General features: G+C 72.2%; 25 protein-coding genes. 15 read left to right on the top strand and 10 right to left on the bottom strand.

The genetic code is table 11. From position 1 onward, the window contains the following. Positions 1 to 10 precede the first annotated feature (10 nt). The 4 genes from ABZW11_RS29125 (at position 11) to ABZW11_RS29110 (ending at position 3,581) form a co-directional block, all read left to right on the top strand. The gene (locus ABZW11_RS29125; RefSeq protein WP_355423637.1) at positions 11 to 280 is read left to right on the top strand and encodes a hypothetical protein; all 270 of its coding nucleotides are present in this window, start codon (positions 11 to 13) and stop codon (positions 278 to 280) included. Positions 281 to 330: 50 nt separating this feature from the next. Then, positions 331 to 927 carry a CoA pyrophosphatase gene (locus ABZW11_RS29120; protein ID WP_355423635.1) on the top strand — a complete coding sequence of 199 codons (597 nt, stop codon included), beginning with the start codon at positions 331 to 333 and terminating at the stop codon, positions 925 to 927. A gap of 338 nt (positions 928 to 1,265) precedes the next feature. Beyond that, complete coding sequence (locus ABZW11_RS29115) at positions 1,266 to 1,925, top strand: lysophospholipid acyltransferase family protein (protein ID WP_355423633.1); 660 nt, start codon at positions 1,266 to 1,268, stop codon at positions 1,923 to 1,925. A gap of 81 nt (positions 1,926 to 2,006) precedes the next feature. Further along, a complete protein-coding gene (locus ABZW11_RS29110) occupies positions 2,007 to 3,581 on the top strand; it encodes a penicillin-binding transpeptidase domain-containing protein (protein WP_355423630.1) in 1,575 nt (524 codons plus the stop codon). Positions 3,582 to 3,593: 12 nt separating this feature from the next. Here the strand turns inward: ABZW11_RS29110 and ABZW11_RS29105 are convergent, their stop codons facing one another. Both ABZW11_RS29105 and ABZW11_RS29100 read right to left on the bottom strand, forming a co-directional pair. Further along, positions 3,594 to 4,436, bottom strand: coding sequence for an alpha/beta hydrolase (locus ABZW11_RS29105; protein WP_355423627.1), 843 nt, complete (start codon positions 4,434 to 4,436; stop codon positions 3,594 to 3,596). A 131-nt stretch (positions 4,437 to 4,567) separates the two neighbouring features. After that, entirely contained in the window at positions 4,568 to 5,215 is a 648-nt protein-coding gene (locus ABZW11_RS29100) for a PadR family transcriptional regulator (protein WP_355423624.1), read from the bottom strand. Between the two features lie 146 nt (positions 5,216 to 5,361). On the opposite strand from ABZW11_RS29100, the gene ABZW11_RS29095 reads away from it, so the two are divergent. Continuing rightward, positions 5,362 to 5,832, top strand: a complete 471-nt coding sequence (locus tag ABZW11_RS29095; RefSeq protein ID WP_355423622.1) for an OsmC family protein — start codon at positions 5,362 to 5,364, stop codon at positions 5,830 to 5,832. A gap of 141 nt (positions 5,833 to 5,973) precedes the next feature. Here the strand turns inward: ABZW11_RS29095 and ABZW11_RS29090 are convergent, their stop codons facing one another. Beyond that, entirely contained in the window at positions 5,974 to 6,255 is a 282-nt protein-coding gene (locus tag ABZW11_RS29090; RefSeq protein ID WP_355423619.1) for a DUF3040 domain-containing protein, read from the bottom strand. 133 nt (positions 6,256 to 6,388) lie between these two features. Between ABZW11_RS29090 and ABZW11_RS29085 the strand changes: the two genes are divergently transcribed. From ABZW11_RS29085 to ABZW11_RS29065, 5 genes are all read left to right on the top strand, one after another. Then, complete coding sequence (locus ABZW11_RS29085) at positions 6,389 to 7,429, top strand: Rv2578c family radical SAM protein (protein WP_355423617.1); 1,041 nt, start codon at positions 6,389 to 6,391, stop codon at positions 7,427 to 7,429. A 145-nt stretch (positions 7,430 to 7,574) separates the two neighbouring features. Then, positions 7,575 to 9,449, top strand: a complete 1,875-nt coding sequence (locus ABZW11_RS29080; RefSeq protein WP_355423615.1) for a translation factor GTPase family protein — start codon at positions 7,575 to 7,577, stop codon at positions 9,447 to 9,449. Between the two features lie 157 nt (positions 9,450 to 9,606). Beyond that, positions 9,607 to 9,729 carry a hypothetical protein gene (locus ABZW11_RS29075; RefSeq protein ID WP_355423612.1) on the top strand — a complete coding sequence of 41 codons (123 nt, stop codon included), beginning with the start codon at positions 9,607 to 9,609 and terminating at the stop codon, positions 9,727 to 9,729. A 97-nt stretch (positions 9,730 to 9,826) separates the two neighbouring features. Then, on the top strand, positions 9,827 to 13,033 hold the full coding sequence (locus tag ABZW11_RS29070; protein WP_355423610.1) for a PDZ domain-containing protein: 3,207 nt from the start codon (positions 9,827 to 9,829) through the stop codon (positions 13,031 to 13,033). A 158-nt stretch (positions 13,034 to 13,191) separates the two neighbouring features. Continuing rightward, a complete protein-coding gene (locus tag ABZW11_RS29065; protein WP_355423607.1) occupies positions 13,192 to 14,490 on the top strand; it encodes a glycosyltransferase family 4 protein in 1,299 nt (432 codons plus the stop codon). A 143-nt stretch (positions 14,491 to 14,633) separates the two neighbouring features. Here the strand turns inward: ABZW11_RS29065 and ABZW11_RS29060 are convergent, their stop codons facing one another. The 3 genes from ABZW11_RS29060 to ABZW11_RS29050 form a co-directional block, all read right to left on the bottom strand. Further along, complete coding sequence (locus ABZW11_RS29060; RefSeq protein WP_355423604.1) at positions 14,634 to 15,554, bottom strand: trypsin-like peptidase domain-containing protein; 921 nt, start codon at positions 15,552 to 15,554, stop codon at positions 14,634 to 14,636. An 86-nt stretch (positions 15,555 to 15,640) separates the two neighbouring features. Beyond that, on the bottom strand, positions 15,641 to 16,000 hold the full coding sequence (crcB, locus tag ABZW11_RS29055) for a fluoride efflux transporter CrcB (RefSeq protein WP_355423602.1): 360 nt from the start codon (positions 15,998 to 16,000) through the stop codon (positions 15,641 to 15,643). Continuing rightward, a complete protein-coding gene (locus ABZW11_RS29050; protein WP_355423600.1) occupies positions 15,997 to 16,452 on the bottom strand; it encodes a CrcB family protein in 456 nt (151 codons plus the stop codon). The genes crcB and ABZW11_RS29050 overlap by 4 nt, the downstream gene beginning before the upstream one ends. A gap of 72 nt (positions 16,453 to 16,524) precedes the next feature. On the opposite strand from ABZW11_RS29050, the gene ABZW11_RS29045 reads away from it, so the two are divergent. Then, positions 16,525 to 17,238: an HNH endonuclease family protein gene (locus ABZW11_RS29045; protein WP_355423598.1), complete on the top strand. Its 714-nt coding sequence runs from the start codon at positions 16,525 to 16,527 to the stop codon at positions 17,236 to 17,238. Between the two features lies 1 nt (position 17,239). On the opposite strand, the gene ABZW11_RS29040 is transcribed toward ABZW11_RS29045, so the two are convergent. Next, entirely contained in the window at positions 17,240 to 18,079 is an 840-nt protein-coding gene (locus ABZW11_RS29040) for a GDSL-type esterase/lipase family protein (RefSeq protein ID WP_355423595.1), read from the bottom strand. A gap of 218 nt (positions 18,080 to 18,297) precedes the next feature. Here ABZW11_RS29040 and ABZW11_RS29035 point away from each other — a divergent pair, with 218 nt between their 5' ends. Further along, positions 18,298 to 19,527, top strand: a complete 1,230-nt coding sequence (locus ABZW11_RS29035) for an isochorismate synthase (protein ID WP_355423592.1) — start codon at positions 18,298 to 18,300, stop codon at positions 19,525 to 19,527. A gap of 58 nt (positions 19,528 to 19,585) precedes the next feature. Here the strand turns inward: ABZW11_RS29035 and ABZW11_RS29030 are convergent, their stop codons facing one another. Next, a complete protein-coding gene (locus ABZW11_RS29030) occupies positions 19,586 to 20,206 on the bottom strand; it encodes a YigZ family protein (protein ID WP_345385516.1) in 621 nt (206 codons plus the stop codon). 80 nt (positions 20,207 to 20,286) lie between these two features. On the opposite strand from ABZW11_RS29030, the gene ABZW11_RS29025 reads away from it, so the two are divergent. From ABZW11_RS29025 to ABZW11_RS29015, 3 genes are all read left to right on the top strand, one after another. Next, positions 20,287 to 20,604 carry a hypothetical protein gene (locus tag ABZW11_RS29025; RefSeq protein WP_355423589.1) on the top strand — a complete coding sequence of 106 codons (318 nt, stop codon included), beginning with the start codon at positions 20,287 to 20,289 and terminating at the stop codon, positions 20,602 to 20,604. A gap of 171 nt (positions 20,605 to 20,775) precedes the next feature. Further along, a complete protein-coding gene (locus ABZW11_RS29020) occupies positions 20,776 to 22,800 on the top strand; it encodes a hydantoinase/oxoprolinase family protein (RefSeq protein ID WP_355423586.1) in 2,025 nt (674 codons plus the stop codon). Next, positions 22,797 to 24,425 (top strand): hydantoinase B/oxoprolinase family protein, encoded by a 1,629-nt coding sequence (locus ABZW11_RS29015; protein WP_355423583.1) that lies wholly within the window; start codon positions 22,797 to 22,799, stop codon positions 24,423 to 24,425. The genes ABZW11_RS29020 and ABZW11_RS29015 overlap by 4 nt, the downstream gene beginning before the upstream one ends. A gap of 57 nt (positions 24,426 to 24,482) precedes the next feature. Here the strand turns inward: ABZW11_RS29015 and ABZW11_RS29010 are convergent, their stop codons facing one another. Both ABZW11_RS29010 and ABZW11_RS29005 read right to left on the bottom strand, forming a co-directional pair. After that, a complete protein-coding gene (locus tag ABZW11_RS29010; RefSeq protein ID WP_355423580.1) occupies positions 24,483 to 25,316 on the bottom strand; it encodes a metallophosphoesterase in 834 nt (277 codons plus the stop codon). A 24-nt stretch (positions 25,317 to 25,340) separates the two neighbouring features. Further along, on the bottom strand, positions 25,341 to 25,695 hold a 355-nt coding region (locus ABZW11_RS29005), incomplete at its 5' end, for a helix-turn-helix domain-containing protein (protein ID WP_355423577.1).

The following is a 25,695-nucleotide window of genomic DNA, read 5'->3' as shown; positions in this document are numbered from 1 at the left end:
AAGCCGGCCCATGACCTCACCTCATGACCCGCCCGACGGCGCTCCGCGCACTCCCCCCGACGCCCGGCCCCGCGCCGGCGACCAGATGCTGTCCATCATCGGGTTCGCCTGTGCGGCCATGGCCCTGCTGTTCATCCCCATCCTGTTCGGACTGGCCGGGGTGGTGCTCGGCATCGTCGGGCACACCCGCGGCGAGCCGCTCGGCCGGTGGGCCGCCACCGCGGCGGGCGCGGCCATGCTGATCGGCACCCTGCTCGGCCTCCTCATGACCACCACCTGACCCGGTCCGGGCGCCGTAACAGGCACCGTGTGGCGTGAGATCCTTGACGGATGCTTCCGTCCATCGACGAGCTGCGTCCGCAGGTCACCGCCCGGCTGGCCGCCTTCAGGCGGCGGGAGGTCCCGGCGGCCGACGGGCTGCGCAGGGCCGGGGTCACGGTGTGCGTGCTGGAGGACGCCCGCCGCAGCCCGTACGTCGTGGTGATCCGCCGTGCGGCGGCCGGGCGCAACGCCGGCCAGTGGGCGCTGCCCGGCGGGCGGGCCGACGACGGCGAGCGGCCCGAGGCGGCGGCGCTGCGCGAGCTGGCCGAGGAGACCGGCGTCACTGGGGTCGAGGTGGCCGGGCTGCTCGACGACTTCGTCACCGACTCGGGGTTCGTGATCACGCCGGTGGTGGCGTTCGGCGGGCGGCAGGAGCCGGTGGGCGATCCCCGGGAGGTGGCGTCGGTGCACGCCGTCCCCTTGGAGCGGTTCCTCGCGCCGGGGGTGCCGCGCTGGCGGGGCGACCTGCTGCAGATGCCGCTGGGGCCGTCCATCGTGATCCACGCGCCGACGGGGGCGATCCTGTGGCAGTTCGCCGAGGTGGCGCTGCGGGGCCGTGAGCAGCGCGTCTTCGACGTCGCCCAGCCCCGCTGGACCCGCACCTGACCGATCTTCGCACACCGCCCAATTCCGGGCCATTCAGGACGGTACGGAGTGCCTGGTCAGGCCCTCGGGAACCCCTCCCAACTGGGGCCCAAGAGCGCGCCACGATTACCTTTAGGGCCCCCTGGTGTGCTTAACTCAAGATTGCCGATGTGGTTTGTGTCCCCCGGGCCGCAAATTACCGCCTTCACGGAATACCGTTCGGCTGGAGCCGTGTTGTGCACCTCGCCGAGGAGGCGACCGCCACATCGGCCTAACAGCTTTCCCAGGCGCCTCGCAGCACCCGCGGGGCGCCTGCTTTATTGTGGGGTGGCCGTCAGCCCGATCATCAGGAGAGCTCGTTGCTATACCACGTGGCCAAGTTCGCCTCGACGCCACTCGTCCATGCGATGTGCCGTCCGCACATCTCCGGCGCCGCCCACGTGCCGCGCACCGGACCGGCGATCCTGGCCGCCAACCACCTGTCGGTGCTCGACTCGTTCCTGCTGCCCGCGCTGCTGCCACGGCACGTGACGTTCACGGCCAAGAACGAATACTTCTCCGGCAACCCCGTCTCGGGCTTCTTCATGCGCCTGGGCCGCAGCCTGCCGATCGACCGGGAGAGCGCGCACGCCGCGCAGGCCATGCTGGAGGAGGCCGCCGCGCTGCTGGAGCGGGGCGAGCTGTTCGGCATCCATCCCGAGGGCACCCGCTCCCCCGACGGCCGCCTCTACCGCGGCAAGATCGGCGTGGCCTGGCTGGCGCTGCGCACCGGCGCCCCGGTGCTGCCCGTGGCGCTCAGCGGCACCGAGAAGGTGCTGCCGCTCGGCGCGAAGGTGCCGCGGCCCGCGCCCATCGGCATCGCCATCGGCGCTCCCCTGCGCTTCACCGGCGACCACACCAAGGCGCAGGACCGGCGCCGGGTCACCGACGAGATCATGGCCGCCATCCAGGAGCTCTCCGGCCAGGAGTACGTCCCGAAGTACGCGGCCAGCGTCAAAGCCGAGAATGGTATGTCCTGATTGGGAGCTCCCGCTAGTCTCGGAAGTTGTCGTCGAGGAGCAGGGGGCTGATCAGTGGCGCGGGGCCGTACCATCGCGATCGTGTCCGTGGCGTCGGTGCTCGCGGTGGGGGCCGCGGCCGGGGGCGCCTACTACGTGCTGCACACCCGCGGCACTCCGGCCGAGACCGCGCAGCGGTTCGCCGCGGCGTGGCAGGCGGGCGACAAGGGCGCGATGACCAAAGAGCTGGCCAAAAGCCAGCCGCTCACCGCATACGACCAGCAGCGCAGCGCGCTCGCCGTCGAGTCCACCGCGATCGAGCTGGGCCGGGTCACCGAGGGCGACGGCCGGGCCAGCGTCCCCTACACCGCCGAGCTCGAGCTGAAGAACATCGGTGAGTGGACCTACGAAGGCACGATCGACCTGGTGGTGGCCGACCGTACGTGGAAGGTCGACTGGAAGCCCTCGACCCTGCATCCGTCGCTGACCTCCGGCGCCGAGTTCTCGCTGAAGACCCGCTGGCCTGAGCGCGCCGCGATCACCGACGCCGAGGGGTCGCGCATCGACGACGGCACGGTCGGCGGGTCGGTGCAGCAGCTCGTGGGCTACCTGGTCAAGGCGACGAAGAAGGACGTCGCCAAACTCGGCTCGTCCTACAAGGTCGGCCAGGCGGTCGGGAGCCACGGGTTGCAGGCGACGTTCCAGAAGCAGCTGGCCGGCACGCCCACGACCGAGATCAAGCTCGGCGACAAGACGCTGAAGACCATCGAGGGCGCCGAGGGCGAGCCCGTGCGGACCAGTCTCGACCCGCGCGCCCAGGCCGCCGCGGTGACGGCGGTCAAGGAGATGAAGAAGCCCACCTCGCTGGTCGCGATCAAGGCGTCGACCGGCGAGATCCTGGCCGTGGTCAACAACGTGGGCGGGTTCAACCGGGCGCTCGACGGCCGCTACCCGCCCGGCTCGACGTTCAAGGCCGTGACGGCGATCGGGCTGCTCGCCGCCGGCATGTCGCCGCAGGACAAGGTCACCTGCCCCATGTACGCCACCGTCGGCGGCCTGAAGGTCCGCAACTCCGACAAGGAGGAGTTCGGCTCCATCTCGTTCCTCGACTCCTTCGCCCACTCGTGCAACACCACGTTCGCGCCGCTCGCGCAGTCGAAGCTGGGGGCCGCGAAGCTGCTCGACGCGGCCGAGGACGTCGGCTTCAACCAGCCGCTGACCATCGGCGTGCCGGCCACGAAGGCCAGCTTCCCCAAGGCGCAGTCCGACGCCGAGCTGGCGGCGGAGTCGTTCGGGCAGGCCAGGATCACCGCGAGCCCGCTGTCGATGGCCTCGGTCGCCGCCGCCATCGCCGACGGCACCTGGCGCCCGCCGACGCTGGTGCCGTCGATGAAGCAGAAGCTGTCAGAGCGTGAGCTGCCCGCCAAGGTGAAGACGGGGATGCACCAGATGATGTCGGCCGTGGTGACCAAGGGCACCGCCCGCTCGGCCGGCCTGCCCGCGGGCACCCACGGCAAGACCGGCACGGCCGAGTTCGGCACCGGCGAGAAGCTGGAGTCGCACGCCTGGTTCATGGGCTTCAAGGGCGACGTGGCGTTCGCGGTGGTCGTCGAGGGCGGGGGCGGCGGTGGCGCGGTCGCCGCCCCGGTCGCCGCCACGTTCCTGAAGAACTACTGATCGGCCCGCTCGTCACCGGTCCTTGAAAAAGCGGTGGATCTCCTCGGCAGCGCGGCCGGGGCGGCCGCGGTCGGCGGTGTTGGAGGTGGCGCTGTGGTCGAGGCCCTCCATGAGCACCTTGGTGGCGTGCGGCAGCACCTCCTCGAGGCCGGCGAGGGCCGCGCGCAGGTAGGGGCGGGTCCTGGTGCCGCCGAGCAGCAGCACCTCCTGCCGCACGGCCCGATACATCTCCAGGTCGCCCGCCGCCTCCCTGGCGAGCTGGAGGTCCTGGCGCAGGGTGGGCGCCAGCTCGGCGAACGTCGCGCCCGGGCCTTTCAACATCCTGCGGGTGAGCAGCTCCAGCAGCGTGCGCGGCACCAGGTTGAAGACGGGCGGGCCGAGCTCGGCCGCCTTCATGCCGGTGACCAGCGCTGCGGGCACGTTCCCCGCGGTGAGCTCCTGGTCGAGGCGGCTCAGGTGGACGTCCAGGGCGGCGCCGTCGGGCAGCAGCGGCGGCTCGAAGACGACGGCCCCGCGCAGGTCGGGACGGACGAGCAGGGTGCGCAGCGTGATGATCGCCCCTGAGCTGACGCCGGCGACGTAACGGGCGCCGGTGGCCTCGATGAGCGCCGCGAGGTCGGCCACCTCCCGCTCCAGCCCGTACGCGGGGCCGGCAGGGCCGCTCGCGCCCCTGCCGCGCCGGTCGGGCAGGTAGCAGGTGAAGTCGGCGGACAGGGCGTGCGCGAGGTCGAGCTGGCTGCTGCCGGTCTGCATGGCGCCGTGCAGGATCACCAGCCCTGGGCCCCGGCCGACCTGGTGGTAGCCGATCGTCGTGCCGTCGTCGGACGTCACGTCGCCTGCGGTGGTCATGATCATGAGAGCTCCCTCATCGGTGCGTGAAGGGCAGCCCGGCTATCGTTGTCGATGCCATCTCGTGGCCGGGCTCCGCTTCGGGTGCGAGATCCGCCCGGCGGCGGTGTTGCAGCACCGCCGCCGGGCCTGTCCGGTCAGTCGTCCTGCGTGCCTCTGGCGGCAAGGTCCTCCAGCCCGTCCGGCAGGTCGCCCGTACGGTGGAAGGCCCGCCACTCCTCGATCCCGGGGAACGTGCCCCCGTCCAGCTCCGCCACCAGCGAACGCACCCAGGCGGCCTGGGCCTCGCGCATCGCCAGCGCGTACTCCGACTCGACGACGAAGAGGCGCGGCAGCTCGGCCCGCTCCTCCTCCAGCGCCCGCCGGTCGGATTCGATCTGCTCCTCCAGCCGCGCCAGGCGCTCCCGCAGCAGCGCGCCGACCTCGTCGGGACCGAGCCCGCCCATCACGGACAGGCCGGCCTCGAACGCCGTCGGCTCCCGCTCGGGCGTGGACAGCAGCTCGCGCGTCCAGTCGGCGGCCTCGCGGCGGCCGGCGTCGGTGATGCAGTAGACGGTCCGCTCGGGCCGCGCGCCCTGCCGCCCGCTTTCCACCGCCTCAAGGAAGCCGTGTCTGTGCAGGTTACGGACGACGGTGTAGAGCGAGCCCCACTTGATGGGCATGTCCTGGTCCTTGTCCCGGGCGCGCAGGACGGAGGCCATCTCGTACGGATGCATGGGGCGCCGGCCGACGACGGTGAGCACGGCCAGCGCCAGCAGGTTCGTCACCGGTCGCCGCTTGGCCATCATGCACTCCCCGCCATCGAATACTCGTCTGCGAGTATACGCACGCGAGTATTCGAGGAACAAGGGCCCACGTCGGCCTGTCCGCGCGGTTCGATACGTTCGTCCTGAGTCCTGACGCACCCCGAGCGAGAGCGAGACGAGCACCGATGAGCCGACGGCACCGCTACGAGACCGTCGTGACCTGGACCGGCGACAAGGGCACCGGCACCAGCGGCTACCGCGACTACGGCCGTGAGCACGAGCTGTCCGCCGAAGGCCCCGGCGTCCTCCTGGGCAGCTCGGACCCGGCCTTCCGTGGCGACCCGGCGCGGTGGAACCCCGAACAACTGCTGGTGGGCTCGCTGTCGCAGTGCCACATGCTCTGGTATCTGCACAAGTGCAGCGTCGCCAAGGTCATCGTGACCGGCTACGTCGACACCGCCGAGGGCGTCATGGCCGAGACCGCGGAGGGCGGCCGCTTCACGGAGGTCGTCCTGCGGCCGGTGGTGACGGTGGCGGCGCCGGAGATGGTGGAGACGGCGATCGCCCTGCACGCCGACGCCGCCAAGGCCTGCTTCATCGCCGCCTCGGTCAACTTCCCCGTCCGCCACGAGCCCACGGTCCGCGTCGCCGGCTGAGGCGAAATCGCCGCGGCACGTGATTGCGCGGCTTTTCCGGGCAGACCACATTCCGTGATCGCCGGAAGCGCACAAGGAGAGGGCGACGAGCACGGAGGCTCGACGCCGGAGATCTTCGTGTGGGCCGTCTGCGGCCAGGGCTCAGAACATGGCGGACAGAGCCATGGCGGCGGCGGCTTCGTGGCGGAGAACCATGATCAGCAATGTGGCGACCAAAGTGGCGATCAACACCCAGCTGATCAAAATGATGACCGTCGAGCGGCGCGGCCTGCGCTTGGGACCCGATTGCCCCGTGGACCTCGCCTCGCTGCGACGAACCCGCTCGTTGAACGACTCAAGCCGTGCCACAAGTCTCGGATCGTCGTCGACGAGGTGCTGCTCGATCTGGGCCAGCATCCGCTCCTCGTCCTGCGACCAGGCCATAGGTGCACCTCCCGAACGCAAGCTCCGTGGCGTCTTTCTGCCCAACCATGAAGATCATTAGCCCCATGCTGACCATGTAATTGCGACGTCTTTCGGTTTGCGATCAAGCTCGAATACTTGTTCTAATCATGGGATGCGCTGGGACAACCTGCGCCTGGCCGAGCCCGGCCGGGACGATCCGGCCGTGCCGCTGTTCGCTCGCGGCGCGGTCACCCGAACGTTCGACACGCCTGAGTTCCGGGGCATGACCTTCTACGAGATCCAGGCCCGATCCATCGTCAACCGCGTGCCCGCCGCGAGCCGGGTGCCGTTCGAGTACACGATCAACCCCTATCGCGGGTGCACCCACCGCTGCATTTACTGTTTTGCCCGAAAAACGCACGAATATCTAGATTTCGATGCCGGGGCGGACTTCGACTCGAAGATCGTGGTCAAGGTCAACGCCGCCGAGCTGGCCCGCAAAGAGCTGGCCTCACCGCGCTGGGGCGGCCACCACATCGCCATGGGCACCAACGTCGACTGCTACCAGCGCGCCGAGGGCCGCTACAAGCTGATGCGCGGCATCCTGGCCGCGCTGCGCGACGCCGCCAACCCGTTCTCCATCCTCACCAAGGGCACCCTGATCCTGCGCGACCTCGACCTGCTCACCGAGGCCGCCGGGGTGACCGAGGTGGGCGCCGACGTGTCGGTCGGGTTCGTCGATCCGGAGATGTGGCGCGCGGTCGAGCCGGGCACGCCGCACCCGGGCCGGCGGCTGGAGACGTGCGCGACGCTCAACGACAACGGCATCGCGTGCGGGGTCCTGATGGCCCCGATCCTCCCCTACCTCACCGACTCTCCCGCCCAGCTCGACCGCACGGTCAAGGAGATCGCCGCCGCCGGCGCCACCCACATCTCGCCCATAGTGCTGCATCTGCGCCCGGGCGCGCGGGAGTGGTGGCTGTCGTGGCTGTCTCGCGAGCACCCGCGGCTGATGCCGCGCTACCTGGAGCTCTACGGCCGCGGCTCCTACGCGCCGAAGGCGTACCAGCAGCGGATCGTCGGCATGGTGAAGGAGCTGGCCCGGCGCCACGGCGTCGGCCGCGCCACCCCCGCCACGGCCCGCCGCCTCCCTCCGGCCCGTCCTGCCACTCCCCCCGAGCCGCCCGAGCCCGAGCAGCTCCGCCTCCTCTGACGCGGGAAAAAGGGTTGGCGGCAGCGGTCCGGCGGATGGCAGGATGGCGGGCACCCCGACGTCGAAGATCAGGAGTTCGGAATGAGGTGCCTCGGAGTCTCCCAGCGCCCTATTGGCTCGAGAGTTTCCCGAGGGTTCCTCAACCGTGCACATCCTGAACATCGGCATCCTCGCGCACGTGGATGCGGGCAAGACCAGCCTGACTGAGCGGCTGCTGTTCGAGACCGGCGTCATCGACCGGCTCGGCAGCGTCGACACCGGCAGCACCCAGACCGACACCGGCGAGATCGAGCGGCGCCGCGGCATCACGGTCCGCACCGCCGTCGCCTCCTTCACGCTCGGCGACCTGCGGGTCAACCTCGTGGACACGCCGGGGCACGCCGACTTCGTGGCCGAGGTCGAGCGGGCGCTCGGTGTGCTGGACGGCGCCGTGCTGGTGCTGTCGGCCGTCGAAGGGGTGCAGCCGCACACCCGGGTCCTCATGAAGACCCTGCGCAGGCTGCGGCTGCCGACGCTGATCTTCGTCAACAAGATCGACCGGGCCGGCGCGCGCGAGCACGAGCTGCTGGCCGAGATGCGGCGGCGGTTGTCGCCGTCCTGCGTGCCGATCACCACCGTCGAGGGCATCGGCGGGCGCGCGGCCGTCACCCGGCCGCTCCCCTCGCTCCGGCCGGCCTCCGAGGCGCTCGCAGAACGCGACGACGACCTGCTGGAGGTGCTGGTCGAAGGTGGTGAGCCAGGTGCCGAGCAGGTACGCGCGGCGCTGGCCCGCCAATGCGGCGCCGGTGAGGCGCATCCGGTGCTGTTCGGCTCGGCGATCACCGGGCAGGGCGTGCCCGAGTTGCTCGACGGCATCGCCGAACTGCTTCCCGCCGTGCCCCAGCCCGCCGAGGGCGGGCGGCCGAGCGGTCCCGTGTTCGCGGTCGAGCGGGGCCCGTCCGGGGAGAAGGCGGCGTACGTACGGGTGCGCGAGGGTGTGCTGCGTACCCGCGAGAAGGTCGGCTTCTACCGGGACGGGACGCACGCCTACGACGGGCGGCTGACCGCGCTCGCCGTGGCGGGCGCGCCGCAGCGGCGCACGGCGCTGGCGGGCGACATCGTCAAGGTCTGGGGTGTGCCCGAGCTGCGGGTCGGCGATCACCTGGGCGGTCCGGGGCCGTCGGGGCGGGCCCACTTCACCCCGCCGAGCCTGGAGACGGTGGTCAGGGCGCGCGTGCCGGGCGAGGAGCCGCGCGTGCACGCGGCGCTGCTCGCGCTGGCCGAGCAGGACCCGCTGATCGGCACGCGCACGGTGGCGGGCGGCGAGACCTCGGTCCTGCTGTACGGCGAGGTGCAGAAGGAGGTCATCGGCGAGACCCTGGCCAGGGAGTACGGCGTGGACGCGGTGTTCGAGCCGAGCCGCCCCGTCTACTTCGAGCGGCCCGCGGGCACCGGCGTGGCGCTGGCGGAGATCCAGCGCCACGGGCCCAACGAGCACATGGCGACGGTGGGGCTGCGGGTGGACCCGGCGCCGCGCGGCTCGGGGGTGGGCTACCGGCTGGAGGTGGCGCTCGGGTCGCTGCCGCTGGCCTTCCACCGGGCGATCGAGGAGAGCGTGCGCGCGGCGCTGCACGAGGGGCCGCACGGCTGGCCGGTGACCGACGTGACGGTGACGCTGACCAGGACCGGCTACAGCGCGCCGGAGACCGTGGCGGCCGACTTCCGTGGCCGTACGCGGATCGTGCTGGCGCGGGCGCTGCGCCGGGCCGGCACGATCGTGCACGAGCCGTGCCACCGGTTCGAGGTGGAGGTGCCGGTGGAGACGTTCGGCCCGGTCACGGCGCAGCTCGCGGCGCTGGGCGGCGAGCTGCGCGACACGGCGCGGCGCGCGGACACGTGGGTGCTGGGCGGGGAGATCCCGGCGGCGGCGGTGCACGTCTTCGAGCGGCGGCTGCCCGGGCTGTCGCACGGCGAGGGGGTGTGGTGGTCGGAGGCGTCCGGCGACCGGCCGGTCCGCCCAGGGGTCGCGAGCAGGCGCTGACGGACGTCGGTGAGTGGATTCGAGAGCCGCATGTCCGAGTAGCCAAGGGGTTACGAACAGTACATAAGAGGCATGTCGGGTTTCGTCGTGCGATGGGTATTAAGGGGCTTGGTGTACCAATCAGGTGCATCACGTCCGTACAGGGGGGATGATCTCCATGGCTGACACGAAGAAGAAACCCGCGGCCAAGTCCGGCAAGTCCAAGAAGCAGGCCATCAAGACCAGCCGGCAGGCCAAGGAGACCAAGCGGGAAGGCACCAAGCCGACCGGCGAAGAGTGATCTTCCGGGCAGCCCTCCCAGGCTGCCCGTCCGGTGAGCTGATCGGACGGCCGAGGCGGGGGGCCTCGACCGTCCGATCGACTGTGGAGCTGCGCTCATGTCGGCTTACCTGCGCTTCCCCGCCGTGTTCCAGGACGTGGTGGTGTTCGCCGCCGAGGACGACCTGTGGATGGTCTCCGCCCAGGGCGGACGGGCGTTCCGGCTGACCGCGGGGCTGGCCGAGGCCGGCTACCCGCGCATCTCACCGCGCGGCGACCGGCTCGCGTTCGTGGGGCGCGAGGAGGGTCCTGAAGAGGTGTACGTGATGCCGGCCGGCGGCGGCGCGGCCCGCAGGGTGACCTTCCACGGCGCCCGCTGCACGGTGACCGGCTGGGACCTGGACGGCCGCATCCTGTACGCCAGCGACCAGGGCCAGCCCTTCGAGGGACGCAAGTGGCTGCACCGGGTGGCACCCGGCGGGGTGCCGGAGCGGCTGCCGTACGGGCCGGCGAACTCGATCGCGTACGCGCCAGGCGGCATGATCGTGCTGGGCCGCAACACCGCGGACCCGGCCCGGTGGAAGCGCTACCGCGGCGGCACGGTCGGCGACCTGTGGATCGACCCGCGCGGCGACGGCGAGTTCCGCCGCCTGATCCGGCTGCCCGGCAACCTGGCCTCGCCCTGCTGGAGCGACGGCCGGGTGTGCTTCATCTCCGACCACGAGGGCGTCGGCAACGTCTACTCGTGCACCCCCGACGGTGACGATCTGCGCAAGCACACCCATCACGACGACTATTACGCCCGCAATCTGTCGGGCGACGGGCACCGCCTGGTCTACCACGCCGGCGCCGACCTGTACCTGCTGGAGCCGGGCGAGCCGGCGCGCCGGCTGGAGGTGCGGCTGGCCAGCTCCAGGACGCAGCGCAACCGCAGGTTCGTGGACGCCGCCGAGTTCCTCGACAGCGCCACCCTCGCCCCCGACGGCAGCGCGGTGGCGCTCACGACGCGCGGCAAGGCGTACGCGATGGGGAACTGGGAGGGCCCCGTGCGGCGGCACGGCTCCACGGACGGGGTCCGCTACCGTTTCCTGACCTGGCTGAACGACGGCGTCAGGCTCATCGCGGCGGCCAGCGACGACGGCGACGAGGAGCGCCTGGTCGTCCTGGAGCCGGCCGACGCCGGGGCGAGCGCCGGCCGGGAGGCGAAGGCGGGCGCAGGAGCAGACGCGGGGGCAGACGCGGGGGCGGGTGCGGGTGCAGGGGCGGGGGTCGAGGTGGCGCGGCTGGGGCGGATCAACGAGCTGGTGCCCGACCCGGCACACGATCGGGTGGCGATCGTCAACCATCGCCACGAGCTGCACCTGCTCGACCTGTCCCAGGGCCGGTCGGTGCTGGTGGAGGCCAACCCGCACGGCGCGCCGGAGGATCCTGCCTGGTCGCCGGACGGGCGGTGGCTGGCGTACGCGAGCCCGCTCAACGCCCAGACCACCGCGATCAAGCTGCACCACCCGGAGACCGGCCGGACGGTGCAGGCCAGCGAGCCGGTGCTGAAGGACTCGATGCCGGCCTTCGACCCGGATGGCCGCTACCTGTACTTCATCGGGCAGCGCGTCTTCTCGCCGGTCTACGACCAGCTCCAGTTCGACCTGGGTTTCCCGCTGGGCACCCGGCCGTACGCGGTGGCGCTGCGCGCGGACGTGCCCGACCCGTTCGTCCCGCGCCGGCACCCGCTGACGGACAGGGACGACAAGGACGACGAGGACGACGAAGAGGAAGAGCACGAGGAGCCGCTGCGGGTGGACCTGGACGGGCTGACCGGCCGGGTGACCGCGTTCCCGCTGCCGGAGGGCCGCTACGAGCAGGTGGCCGGGCTGCACAAGGACAAGGCGCTGCTGCTCACCAGCCCGCTGGAGGGCGACGGCACGCTGCACCTGTTCGACTTCGCCAAGGGCGAGAACGAGACCTTCGCCGAGGGCGTCACCGCGTTCGAGGTGGGCCGCGACCATCGCACGCTGCTGTACCGCGCGGACGACCGGCTGCGCGTGGTCAAGGCCGGCGAGGTGCCGGGCGACGGCGACACGCCGGGGCGCGACAGCGGCTGGATCGACCTGTCGCGGGTCAAGGTGCCGGTCTGCCCTGAGGCGGAGTGGCGGCAGATGTTCCGCGAGGCGTGGCGGCTGCAACGGGAGAACTTCTGGACCGAGGACATGGCGGGCGTGGACTGGGCGGCCGTCTACGACCGTTACCAGCCGCTGGTCGACCGGGTCACCACCCGCGGCGAGTTCTCCGACCTGCTGTGGGAGCTGCACGGCGAGCTGGCCACCAGCCACGCCTTCGAGAGCGGCGGCGAGTACCGTCCGGGGCCCGACTACAGCCAGGGCAAGCTGGGCGTGGACTGGGACCACCGGGACGGTGTCTACCACATCCGCTCGATCGTGACCGGCGACCGGTGGGACCCGAAGGCGACCTCGCCCCTGAACCGGCTCGGCCTCGACGTACGGCCGGGCGACGCGGTGCTGGCGATCAACGGCGCGCCGATCGGCATCGCGGCCACCCCGAACGAGCGGCTGGTCAACCAGGCGGGCGAGGAGGTCGAGCTGACGCTGCGGCGCGGCGAGCGGGTGTTCACGGTCACCGTACGCGCGCTCGCCGACGAGCGCCCGGCCCGCTACCGCGACTGGGTGAACCTCAACAGGGCCCGCTGCCACGAGCGCTCCGGCGGCCGGGTGGGCTACCTGCACGTGCCCGATATGGGGGCCGAGGGGTTCGGGGAGTTCCACCGGGGGTTCCTGGCCGAGTACGACCGGCACGCGCTCATCGTGGACGTGCGCTTCAACGGCGGCGGGCACGTCTCGGCGCTGCTGCTGGAGAAGCTGGCCAGACGGCGGCTCGGCTACGACTACCCGCGGTGGGGCGACGCGGAGCCGTACCCGCCGGAGTCGCCGCGCGGCCCGCTGGTGGCGGTCACCAACGAGTGGGCGGGTTCCGACGGCGACATCTTCAGCCACACCTTCAAGCTGCTCGGCCTCGGCCCGCTGGTGGGCAGGCGCACGTGGGGCGGCGTGATCGGCATCTGGCCGCGCCACCAGCTCGCGGACGGGACGGTGACGACGCAGCCGGAGTTCTCGTTCGCGTTCGACGACGTGGGCTGGCAGGTGGAGAACTACGGCACCGATCCCGACATCGAGGTGGACATCACCCCGCAGGACTACGCGAGAGGCGTGGACACGCAGCTCGAGACGGCCATCGACACCGCTCTCGCGCTGCTCGCCGAGCATCCGCCGCACACTCCGGATTTCCGGCACCGGCCCGGAATGCAACCTTAGTCACCTTCCCGGCGTCTAATGATCATAGGTGGGGAAAGCGCACAGGGGATGAAGGACGTGTACCCCGCCGGACACGACCGAGCCGGTGGTGAGGCTGACGCCCTCACCACCGGCGATGTGTATGTACAGCTTTTTGACGCTGATGGGAGATGTGACAGGTGCGCGCACTGGCACGCAAGGGCAAGTCGGCGATGGCCCGGCTCTATCGGGGGTACGACAGGCGCAAGGCACGCACCGCGCCGCCGCCCTCGACCAGGCGGATCCGCATCCTCCTCCTGCACGCGCACGGGATGGGCGGCACGATCAGGACCGTGTTCAACCTGGCCGGTTACCTGGCCGACGAGCACGAGGTCGAGATCGTCTCCGTCCTGAAGGAGGCCGAGCAGCCGTTCTTCCCGATCGACCCGCGGGTGACGTTCCGCTATCTGGACGATCGTCTCAACCCCGGGCACGACCCCGTACGCGCGATGTTGTCGAAGCTGCCGAGCCGGCTGATCCCCAAGGAGGAGTCGGCGTACCACCGGTTCAATCTGTGGACCGACCTCAAGCTGGCCCGGTTCATCCGCTCGCTGGACGACGGCGTGCTGATGGCCACCCGCCCCGGGCTGAATCTCGCGGTCGCCCAGTTAGCGCCACCGGGCGTCATCACGATCGGGCAGGAGCACGTGGCCCTGGCCACCCAGCCGGAGCCGGTGCAGGAGCTGATCAAGTGGCGCTACCGCCGCCTGGACGCGCTGGTCACGCTCACCAGGGCGGACCTGAAGGACTACCAGGACACGCTGAAGAAGGCGCCGCGCAAGCTGGTGCGCATCCCGAACGCGGTGCCGCCGATGAGCGGCGAGGTGTCCAAGCTCGACGCCAAGGTGGCCGTGGCGGTCGGCAGGATGACCCGGATCAAGGGGTTCCACCGGCTGATCACCGCCTGGGAGACGGTCGCGCAGGCGCACCCCGACTGGAAGCTGCGCATCTTCGGGGCCGGGCCGCAGAAGGAGAACCTCGCCAGGCAGATCGCGGAGGCCGGTCTGGAGGGCAAGGTCGAGCTGCCGGGGCCCACCACCGACGTCGGGGCCGAGCTGGAGAAGGCGTCGATCTACGTGATGAGCTCGCGTCACGAGGGCTTTCCCATGACGATCCTGGAGGCCATGGCGAAGGGGCTGGCCATCGTCAGCTTCAACAGCCCGCACGGGCCGAAGGAGATGATCAAGAACGAGGTGGACGGGCTGCTGGTCAAGCCGCGCACCAACGCGAACCTGGCCGCCGCGATCATCCGGGTCATCGAGGACGAGCAGTTGCGGCGTGACCTGGCGGCGGGGGCGCTGGAGAAGGCGCAGATGTACGACGTGGACGTGATCGGCCAGAAGTGGGACAAGCTCCTCGCCGACCTCCTGACCCACCGCGAGACCCGCTACCGCAAACAGCTGGCCGCCCAGGACCCGGCGTCGACCACCGCCACCTGAGCTCGGAGGAGTGGTAGCGGGGGCCCGCCACCGTCAGGGGCTCCCGAGCGCCCAGCGCACGATCAGCAGCGCACGATCAGCAACGCACGATCAGCAACGCACGATCGCCGGGAGGACCGAAGGCGCCGCCTGGCTTCGTGCGGTCAGACGCCGGTGCCGGTGAGTTCCACCGGCTCGGCGATGACGTCCACCAAGGCGCCGTTGCGGTGCACGGTGATGGGGAGCGGGCGGCCGATGGCGTCGGCGAACATCAGCCGCTGGAGGCTCTGCGCATCGCCCACCGGGATACGGCCCGCGCTCAGCACCAGGTCGCCCGCGCGCAGCCCGGCGCGTTGCGCGGGTGAGCCGGGCACCACCTCGACCACGCGCAGCGCCCCGTCCTGCCCGGTGCGCCGGCGCAGCGGCTCGGGCAGTGGCGCCGGCGAGGTCACCAGGCCGAGGAACGCCCGCCTGACCCGGCCGTCCCTGATGAGCGCGGCGATGATGGACCTGGTGGTCGCGTTGACCGGCACGGCCAGGCCGACGCCGACCCCGGCGACGGCCGTGTTGATGCCGACCACCCGCGCCTGCGCGTCGGCCAGCGCGCCGCCCGAGTTGCCGGGGTTGAGTGCGGCGTCGGTCTGGATGACGTCCTCGATCAGCCGCATGCCGGCCCCGCTGCGGGCGGGCAGCGAGCGGCCGAGACCGGACACCACGCCGGCGGTGACCGACCCGGCCAGCCCGAGCGGGTTTCCGACGGCCACCACGAGCTGCCCCACCACGAGGTCGTCGCTGTCGCCCAGCTCGGCGGGCGGCGGGGTGGGGGTCTGCGCCCTGATGACCGCGAGGTCCGACAGCGGGTCGCGGCCGACCACCTCGAACCCGCCGGAACCGCCGTCGGCGAACGCGACGGTCCCGGACCGTGCGGTGCCGACGACGTGCGCGTTGGTCAGCAGGAACCCGTCGGCGGTGAACACCACCGCCGACCCGCTCCCCTGGCCGGCCCGCACACTGGCCACCTTCGGCAGCAACTCGGCCGCCACGGACGACACGACGCGAGAGTAGGCGTCGAGGGGATCCGCCATCACGCCCTCCAGGAGATGATTACGTGCTTACACGCTAACTCCCGAAGCACGCCTCGCGGGCGGCCGGGGCGGAAACGACCGGGCGGTCAGGCCAGGGCCTGGGCGACGGCCATGCCGCAGGAGGCGGCGCCGAGGCCGGCGACCACGCTGGCCAGCGCGTTGGCGATCGCGTGGAAGCGGGCGCCCTCCTCGGCCAGCCGGACGGTCTCGTACCCCAGCGTCGAGTACGTCGTCAGCGCCCCGCAGAACCCCGTGCCCGCCAGCGCCATCACCCCGCCGTCCGCGGGGAGCGCGGCCAGGAAGCCCAGCAGCGCGGACCCTGCCACGTTGACGCTCAGCGTCCCCCAGGGGAAGACGGTCTCGTGCCGCGCCTGCACGGCCCGGTCCGCCAGGTAGCGCAGCGGCGCCCCGACCGCCGCCCCGATCACGATCAGCAGCACCGTCATCGGGCGCGCCCTCCGGCCACCCGCCGGGTGAGCCACATCCCCGAGGCGACCGCCAGCAGCGCCGCCGCCATGGTGGCCGCCAGGTAGACCAGCGCCGTCACCGGCGCGCCGGCGGCGATCGTACGCTGCGTGTCCACCACGTACGTGGAGAACGTGGTGTAGCCGCCCAGCACCCCCACCCCCAGGAACGGCCGCATCAGGCGGTGGGCCGTGCGGACCTCCGTGATGACCACCATGAGCACCCCGATGAGCAGGCAGCCCGACACGTTGGCGAGGAACGTCGCCCACGGGAACCCGCCGGGCGGAGTCGGCGACAAGGTCTGCAGCCCGTGGCGGGCCAGCGCGCCCAGTGCCCCGCCGGCCGCGATCACGGCGATGACCGGCCACCGGAGCTCGGCGCGCTGGGCGGGGACATGGAGATCGACGTCAGGGTCGATGGGACGATCAGTCACATAACCCTCCCCGTGTCGAAATACCGCGCACCGGGAATCTCTCTAGACAACCCGGAGCTCATGGAGGTCTGCTTGAGCACCAAGGACGCCATAGCCGTCCTCGCCGGAGCCGTCATCGTCGCTTCCTTCGTCGGCACTGCCAGAACCCCGCCCGCCACCGCGGCCAGCCCGCTGGGGAACGTCAGCGGCACGCTGCCCGGCCTGGCCCCCATCATCGCGGACGCGGAGAAGGCCGAGGCACGCGGGATCATCAAACGCCTGCGCACGAAGGGCTTCGGCCCCAACACCGGCTACGCCCGCACCCGCTACGGCGGCAACTGGGCCGACTCGGCCACCGGCGTCCCGTACGCGCGCAACGGCTGCCGCACCCGCGACGACCTGCTGGCCCGCGACGGGCGGAACGTGAAGTACCGCAAGGGCTCCGACTGCGAGGTCGTCTCCATGGAGCTGACCGACCCCTACACCGGCCGGGTGATCCACTGGCACAAGGGCAACGCCGACGAGGTGCAGGTCGATCACGTGGTGCCGCTCAACTACGGCTGGCGGATGGGCGCGCCGCGCTGGTCGATGTCCAAGCGGCTCGACTTCGCCAACGACCCGCTCAACCTGCTGCCCGTGGACGGGCACGCCAACGAGCAGAAGGACGCCTCGGGGCCGGCGAGCTGGCTGCCCCCGAGACGCGGCGTCCGCTGCGCCTACGTGACCCGCTTCGCGCAGGTCGCGCTCAAGTACGACGTGCCGGTCCGCCCGGCCGACAAGAAGATCATGCTGAAGCAGTGCCGGTAGGTCAGCGCGGGTCGAGCCATTGGAAGCCCCGCCGGTACGTCTGCTCGGCCAGCACCCGCTGCCCCTCCGAGTTCGGGTGGAAGTAGTCCCAGCGGCTGACGTGCTCCAGCGTGAACGGGTAGGAGAACACCGCTCCCCCGTCGGAGCGGCAGCCGGGCCCGTACGCGGCGCACGCCGCGGCGGCGGCCCTGTTGTAGGCGATGACGCGGGCCCGCACCCTGGCCCGGCGCTGGTCGTCGGCGCGGCGGGTGGAGGCGGGGTTGTCCAGCATCGACTGGCAGATGCGGCCGGCGCCCCAGAACGTCCTGGCCAGGGCGCTGGACTTGCCGACCTGCCACAGCCGCCGCAGGTCGGGAACGCTGGCGAAGAACACCCTGGCCCCCGGCATGCCGGCGCGCAGCTCGGCCAGCGCGGCGTCGACGCGGCGGCGGTAGGTGGCGACCGGGGTCATCTGCTGCTCGGTGCGGACGCAAGCGTCCTGGGCGCCTATGAGGATCGTCACATAGTCGGCCTTGGCGGCGACCGCCTTCTTCACCTGGCCGAGCAGGTCGGCGCTGGTCGCGCCGGGCTTGGCGAAGTTCAGGTTGTTCTTCTGGAGCGTTCCAGAGAGCTCGGAAAGGCGCAGGTAGTGGCTGTTGACGTCCTTGTTGTCGCCGGACGACCAGGAGCGGGCGGTGCAGGAGACGTACCAGCCGCAGGCGTTGAACCCGGTCGAGATGGAGTCGCCGAGCGCGGCCATGACCTGCGGCACGGGCTGGGCGAAGGGCGCGGCCCGCACGGCCGTGCCCGAGGCGGTGAGAACGACGGCGGCGGCGAGCACGGAGCCCAGGCGAGCGATCATGGGCACCAAGGTAGGGACGCGATGACCGGCCTGCCACGATCTCGAGGCGCGTACTGCCTGTTCAGGACCATCTTCATAGGGCGGCTTGACAACGGGGGCCTGCCGGGGCAGTGCTCAACAGCGGGCGGCGGCCGGTTCTTACCCGGTTCTTGACGGGTAACAGTGCATTCACGGGGGTCCGAGTCGAACGTGTTCAGTTCCCGCATAGAGTGTCTTGAGTGAGTGTCGCGCTCGGAACAACCCGCCCGCTGCCGGTTCGCACCACCCCTGTAGGCGACCCCGGCGACCTGCTGGCGTCCCTGCCCCACACGGCCCCCTACGCCTGGGTCAGGAACGGAGAGGGCCTCGTCGGATGGGGTGAGGCCGCCAGGGTGGCCGTCCCTCCGGGGCCAGGACGGTTCGCTTGGGCCCGCAAGTGGCTGGCCACCGTCTTCGGTGAGGCGCAGGTCGACGACTCCGTAGGCACGCCGGGCTCCGGGGCGGTCGCCTTCGGCAGCTTCACCTTCGACGAGGACGCCCACGGCTCCGTGCTGGTGGTCCCCCGGGCCGTGCTGGCCCGCAGGGACGGCCGGGCGTGGCTGACCACCGTCGGCGAGTCGCCGCTGGAGAGGTTCACGCCCATCCGCGACCCCGGACGCATCAGCTACGGCGACGGCAGCCTGTCCGCGCCCGAGTGGGAGCACGTGGTCGCGCAGGCCGCCAAGCGCATCCGCGAGGGCGAGCTGGAGAAGGTGGTGCTGGCCCGCGACCTGGTGGCCACCGCCGAACGGCCGATCGACGTGCGGCTGCTGCTGTCGCGGCTGTCCGCCCGCTACCCCGAGTGCTACACGTTCTCGGTCGCGGGGCTCGTCGGCGCCACGCCCGAGCTGCTCATCCGGCGCACCGGGCAGGAGATCGAGTCGCTGGTGCTGGCCGGCACCACCCCGAGGGGCACCGGCCCGGCCGACGACCTCGCCCGCGGCGCCGCGCTGCTCGCCTCGGCCAAGGACCGGCACGAGCACGAGTGCGCGATCGCCTCCGTACGCCAGACGCTGGCCCCGCTGTGCTCGTCCCTGACCACGCCCGACGAGCCCGAACTGCTGACGCTGCCCAACGTGCAGCACCTGGCCAGCCACGTCACCGGGCGGCTGGCCGACGGGGCTTCCGTGCTCGACGTGGTCGCCGCCATGCATCCGACGGCGGCGGTCGGCGGCACCCCGACCTCGACGGCGATCCAGGTCATCCGCGAGCTGGAGGGCATGGACCGCGCGGGTTACGCCGGTCCGGTCGGCTGGATCGACGCGCATGGCGACGGCGAGTGGGGCATAGCGCTCCGCTCGGGCCTCGTGCAGGGCCGCCGGGCCCGGCTGTTCGCGGGCGGCGGCATCATGGGCGACTCCGACCCGGCCGCCGAGCTCGCCGAGGCTCAGGCGAAGTTCCGCGTCATGCAGTACGCCCTGGAGGGCTGACCGCCCCGGGCCCGCCGCACGACGCCGGAACGCACCGGGCCCTCAAGGGCGGGCGCGGTCAGGCGGGGACGTGGAGGGGGTCGCCGAGGTCGACGCGGGCGCGGCCGGCCGTCAGCGTGGCGACCCAGTCGGTGAACGCCGCCACCTCGTCCTCCCCCACCGCGACGGCGAAGGTCACCTCGCCCGCGTACGTCACGTCGCGCACCGCGTGGCGGGAGGCCCGCAGGTCGTTCTCCACCCGCCCGGCCTGGTCGTGCGCGACGGCGACGTGGACGAGCCTGGCCGGCACCATCCGCACCGGCTCGGCCCGGTCGAGCGTCTCGGTGACGGCCGAGCCGTAGGCGCGCACGAGCCCGCCCGCGCCCAGCAGGGTGCCGCCGAAGTAGCGGGTCACCACCGCCACGATGTCGCTGAACCCCCGCCCCACCAGCGCCTGCACCATGGGCGTGCCCGCGGTGCCGCCCGGCTCGCCGTCGTCGTCGCCCTTCTGGATGCGCTCGCCGATGACGTAGGCGGTGCAGTTGTGGGTGGCGTCGGAGTAGAGCCTGCGGCGCTCGGCGATGAACGCGGCGGCCTCATCGACGCTGCGCGCCGGGGCCAGCGCGCAGATGAACCGCGAGCGCCGCGCCTCGGTCTCGTGCTCGACGACGGTGTTCAGGGTGAGGTACGGGGCTGGCACATCGGACAGGGTAGTCCCCCGCCGCGCGGCCCCGGCGAGAGCTACCATGCCGTCAGGTCTTCAGGACCGAGAGGGGTCTCATGGACAGTCCCAACGACACCGCGACCGCCGTCATGCCCTACGTGACGGCGGCGATCGACGCCTACGGCACCGGCGTGCTGGCCAGGACCCGCGAGCTGGCCGCCGACACGGAGATGGCGAGGGGCGGGCGCATCCTGCAACGGGTCTTCGGCCGCGGCGACACCGCCTCGCGCGAGGTGATCGGCCGGGTCGCGGGCGCCAAGCCGGACGACGAGACCTGCCGGACCGCGCTCAGGCTGACACTCGCGGCAGAGCTCCGCACCGACCCCCTGCTGCGCTTCGAGGTGGCGGCCATGCTCCCCCGCACGCCCGCCTGACGAGGCGCGCAGCGAGCGAGGCCCCCGCCTTGCGATCGGGAGCATGACGACCTTCCCCGCACCCCCGTCCCCGCCCCGACCGGAGGGGTGGTGCGGGGTGCACGGGTGCGGAGTGGTGGGTGTGCGGGACGCACAGGACGGCGGTGCGGGGTCCCGCGTACGGTGCGGCACATGAGCTATCGCGTCGCCATGGACATCGGCGGCACCTTCACCGACGTCGTCTGCTACGACGACAGGACGGGTGCCGTCACCGCCTCGAAGGCGCCCACCACGCCGGGAGACCTCGCAGAAGGCGTCTTCGCCGCGCTCGGACGGGTGATGGACGACCCGTCGGAGATCTCGTTCTTCGTGCACGGCACCACCCAGGGGCTCAACGCGCTGCTGGAGCGCAAGGGCGCGAGGGTGCTGCTGCTGGCGAGCGGCGGCGCGCGCGATGTCTACCGGATCGCGCGCGGCAACCGCGACCGCATGTTCGACCTGCGCTACCGCAAGCCGGAGCCGCTGGTGCCGCGCCGCGACGTGATGGAGGCGGGCGGCCGGCTGGACTACCTGGGCCGCGAGCTGCGGCCGCTCGACGAGGAGTCGGTACGCGCGGCGGCCCAGCGGGCGCGGGCCGAGGGCTTCGACGCGGTGTCGGTGTGCCTGCTGTTCTCCTACGTCAACCCGGACCACGAGCTGCGGGCGGGCCGGATCCTGCGCGAGGAGCTGGGCGACGACGTGCTCGTGGTGCTCTCGCACGAGGTGGCGCGCGAGTGGCGCGAGTACGAGCGCACCTCGTCGGCGGTGCTGGAGGCGTACACGGGGCCGGTGGTGCGGCGCTACCTCGCGGGCATCGAGCGGCGCTTCTCCGAGCGCGGGCTGGGCGTGCCTGTGCACGTCATGCAGTCATCGGGCGGGCTGGTCAACGCCTCGTACGCGATGCGCAGGCCGCTGCAGACGCTGCTGTCGGGGCCGGTCGGCGGGACGATGGGCGGCGTGGCGGCGGCCCGGCTGCTGGGCCGCGACAACGCGATCTGCATCGACATGGGCGGCACCTCGTTCGACGTGTCGCTCGTGGTGGACGGCCGGCCCGACGTGAGCGCGGAGGCGAGCATCGAGGGTCATCCGGTGCTGATGCCGATCGTCAACCTGCACACGATCGGCGCGGGCGGCGGCTCGATCGCGTACGCCGAGGCGGGCGCGCTGCGCGTCGGCCCCGAGTCGGCGGGCGCCGACCCCGGGCCCGCCTGCTACGGCAGGGGCGGCACGCAGGCCACGGTCACCGACGCGAACGTGGCGCTCGGGCGGGTGGACCCGGCCTGGTTCGCGGGCGGGCTGATGACGCTGGACGCCGAGGCCGCGGGCGCGGCGGTGGCGGAGCTGGCGGCGCGGCTGCGGCTGGACCCGCTGGAGCTGGCCGAGGGCGTCTGCGCGGTGGCCAACGCGAAGATGGCGCAGGCCATCCGCACGCTCACGGTGGAGCACGGGGTGGAGCCGCGCGAGTTCGCGCTGGTGGCCTTCGGCGGGGCCGGGCCGATGCACGCCGCGTTCATCGCGCGGGAGCTGGGCATCTCCGAGGTGGTCGTGCCGCGCTTCCCTGGCGCGTTCTCCGCCTGGGGCATGCTGGAGGCGGACGTGCGCAGGGACCTGACGGACCCGTACTTCCGGCCGCAGGACGTCCTCGACGGCGGCGACATGTCGCAGCGGCTGGTGGCCCTGGAGCGGGAGGCGCTCGACGCCCTCGACGCGCAGGGCGTGCCCGAGGAGCGGCGCCGCGTGGAGCACGCGGTGGACATGCGCTACGAGGGCCAGGACTACACGCTGACCATCCCGCTGCGCGACGCCACCGAGCCCGCCCAGGCCGGGTTCCTGGAGTGCGTGGCCGCCCGCTACGCCGAGGCGCACACGAGCCGCTACGGGCACGCCACTCCGGAGGCGCCGGTGGAGTTCGTGATGCTGCGCAGCACCGGCTTCGGCTCGTTCCCCCGGACCGCCGCCCCCGCGGCCGGGGCCGAGGCGCCGCAGGAGGCCGGCGTACGGGATGTGATCTTCGACGGCGAGGTGCACCGCACTCCCGTCCTGCGCCGCTCCGGCCTGGACGGCGAGCTGGCCGGGCCGGCGATCGTGGTGGAGGAGACCGCGACCACGGTCGTCCCGCCCGGCTGCCTGGCGAGCGTGGACGACAACGGCTTCCTCATCATGAAAGTGAACACGTGATCGACCCCGTCACCACCGAGATCATCCGCTGCGCGCTGCTGCAGGCGGCGGAGGACATGAACACCACCCTCATCCGCAGCTCCTACACCCCCGTCATCTACGAGGCCAAGGACTGCGCGGTCGCGCTGCTCGACCGCGATCACAACGTCCTCGGCCAGTCGTCCGGGCTGCCGATCTTCCTCGGCAACCTGGAGGTGTGCACCCGCGAGACCGAGCGCCTGTACGGGCCCGAGGTGTGGCGGGAGGGCGACGTGTGGGTGCTCAACGACTCCTACATCGGCGGCACTCACCTCAACGACGTCACCGTCTACGGGCCGATCTTCGCGGGCGGCGAGCTGGCCGGGTTCGCCGCGTCGCGCGCCCACTGGCTGGACGTCGGCTCCAAGGACCCCGGCGGTTCGATGGACTCCACGTCGATCTTCCAGGAGGGCCTGCGGATGGGCCCCGTCAAGGTGTGCGAGGGCGGCGAGCCCTGCCGTGACCTGCACGAGATCATCTCCCGCAACGTGCGCTTCCCCCACGCCACGCTGGGCGACCTGCGCGCCCAGGTGAGCTGCGCGATGACCGGGCAGCGGCGGCTGAAGGAGATCGTCGGCCGGTGGGGCCTGGCCACGCTCGCCGAGGCGCGCGAGCAGATCTTCGCCCAGACCGAGCGCATGGAGCGCGCGGCCATCGCGGCCATCCCCGACGGCGTCTACCGGGCCTCGGGCTTCCTCGACAACGACGGCATCGACCTGGACACGCCGCTGCCGGTCACCGTGGCGATCACGGTGTCGGGCGAGAGCATGCACGTGGACCTCACCGACTGCGCCGACCAGGCGACCGGCCCGGTCAACTGCGGCGCCGCGCAGGCGGTGGCCGCCGTGCGGGTCGGCTACAAGCTGCTGGTCTCCGGCGACGTGCCGTTGAACGGCGGCTCGTTCCGGCCGCTGTCGGTGCGCACCAGGCCGGGCTCCATGCTGGCCGCCGAGTCGCCGGCCGCCTGCCAGTACTACTACTCCCACCTGGGGCTGCTCATCGACCTGGTGGTCAAGGCGCTGGCGCCGGTGCTGCCGGGCAAGGCGGCCGCCGCGTCGTACGGCGACTCGATGATCGTGCAGTTCACCGGCACCGACCCGCGCACCGGCAAGCTCTACGTCTCGCAGGAGGCCACCGTCGGCGGCTGGGGCGCCTGGGAGGGCGGCGACGGCGAGAGCTGCCTGATCAACAATGTCAACGGGTCGCTGCGCGACATGCCGATCGAGGTGCTGGAGACGTTGTTCCCCGTCCGCGTCACCCGCTACGAGGTGCGCCCCGACACCGGCGGCGCGGGGCGCTGGCGGGGCGGCAACGGCGTGGTGCGCGAGTACGAGTTCTGCGGCGACACCTCGCTGTCGTTGTGGTTCGAGCGGTCGGTGACGCCCGCGTGGGGCCTGGCGGGCGGCGCGGACGGCGCGCCGCCGCGCGTCACGCTCAACCCCGGCACGCCGGGCGAGCGGCACATGCTCAAGGTCAACGCGCTGCCCGTCAAGGCCGGTGACGTGCTGCGCTGCCAGTCGGGCGGTGGCGGCGGCTACGGGCCGCCGGCAGAGCGCGCGCCCGAGGCGGTGGCGGAGGACCGCGCGGAAGGCATGGTCACCGGATGAGACCCGCCCGCCGTCCCGGTGCTTTCCCCTGGCACCGGGGCGGCGGGCCTCCCCCTTCTACGCCTCCGGCAGCACGTCGCGCAGCAGCCGACGGCCGCCGGGACGGCGTTTCCACTCGCGCGGGTAGCCGAGCGACACCTCCTCGAAGCGCACGCCGTCGTGGCGGGTGACGCGCGGGATGTGCAGGTGGCCGTAGATCATCGCGGCCGTGGGGTGACGTACGTGCCAGCCGGCCGTGGCCGTGGTGCCGCACCACTGGGCGAACTCGGGGTAGCGCAGGATGTCGGTCGGCTCGCGTACCAGGGGGTAGTGGTTGACGAAGACCAGCGGCACGTCGTCGTCCAGCTCGGCCAGCCGGCGCTCGGTGCGCGCCACGCGGTCGCGGCACCAGGCGTCGCGGGTGGGGTGGGGGTCGGGGTGGAGCAGGTATTCGTCGGTGCAGACCACGCCGGTGCCGTGGGCGTAGGCGAGCGCGCTCTCCTTGGTGGTGTGGCCTTCGGGGAGGAACGTGTAGTCGTACAGGAGGAAGAGCGGCACGATGCGCACCGGGCCGCCCGCGCCCCGCCATAACGGATAGTCGTCCTCCGGCGTGACGACGCCCAGCTCACGGCAGATGTGCACCAGCTCGTCGTAGCGGGCCACGCCGCGCAGCTCGGGCGGGTCGCCGGGCGGCGTCCACAGCTCGTGGTTGCCCGGCACCCACACCACCCGCTCGAATCGGCCGGCCAGCAGGCCCAGCGCCCACCGGATGTCGGCCAGCCGCTCGCCCACGTCGCCGGCCACCAGCAGCCAGTCGCCGGGCGCGAGCGGTTTCAGCTCCTCCACGATGGCGCGGTTCTCGGGGTAGGCGACGTGCAGGTCGCTGACGGCGAGCAGTCTGGCGTCCGGCAACGGGGGTCTCCTTTCCTGCTGCTCTTAAGAGGATGTCACGTCGGGCGTCCCCGGTGATCGCAGCAGCACGTGGCAGGCGAGCTGCAGGGCGAGCCTGGCCGGGGCGTCGTCGAGGTCGAAGCCGGCCGCCTTGATGCGTTCGAGCCTGGTCGTGATCGTGTTGCGGTGCACGCCCAGCCGCTCGGCGGCGCGCAGCGCGCCGCCCTCGTCCAGCACCGCGGCCAGCGTCTCCAGCAGCGTGCCGTCCTTGTCGACGGCCAGCAGCGGGCGCAGCACGACCTCAGCGGGCGCCCGCAGCCCGCCGACCGGCAGCGCGCCCAGCAGCTCGGCGGGGCCCATGCGGTCGGCCCGCGCCACCGTGCCGGGCGCGGCCACGAAC

This window comes from Nonomuraea sp. NPDC004580, assembly GCF_040609855.1.
In the GTDB taxonomy this organism is placed as follows: Bacteria; Actinomycetota; Actinomycetes; order Streptosporangiales; family Streptosporangiaceae; genus Nonomuraea; species Nonomuraea salmonea.
Note: the sequence above shows the minus strand (reverse complement) of the source record. Positions and strands in the feature narration are given on the sequence as shown.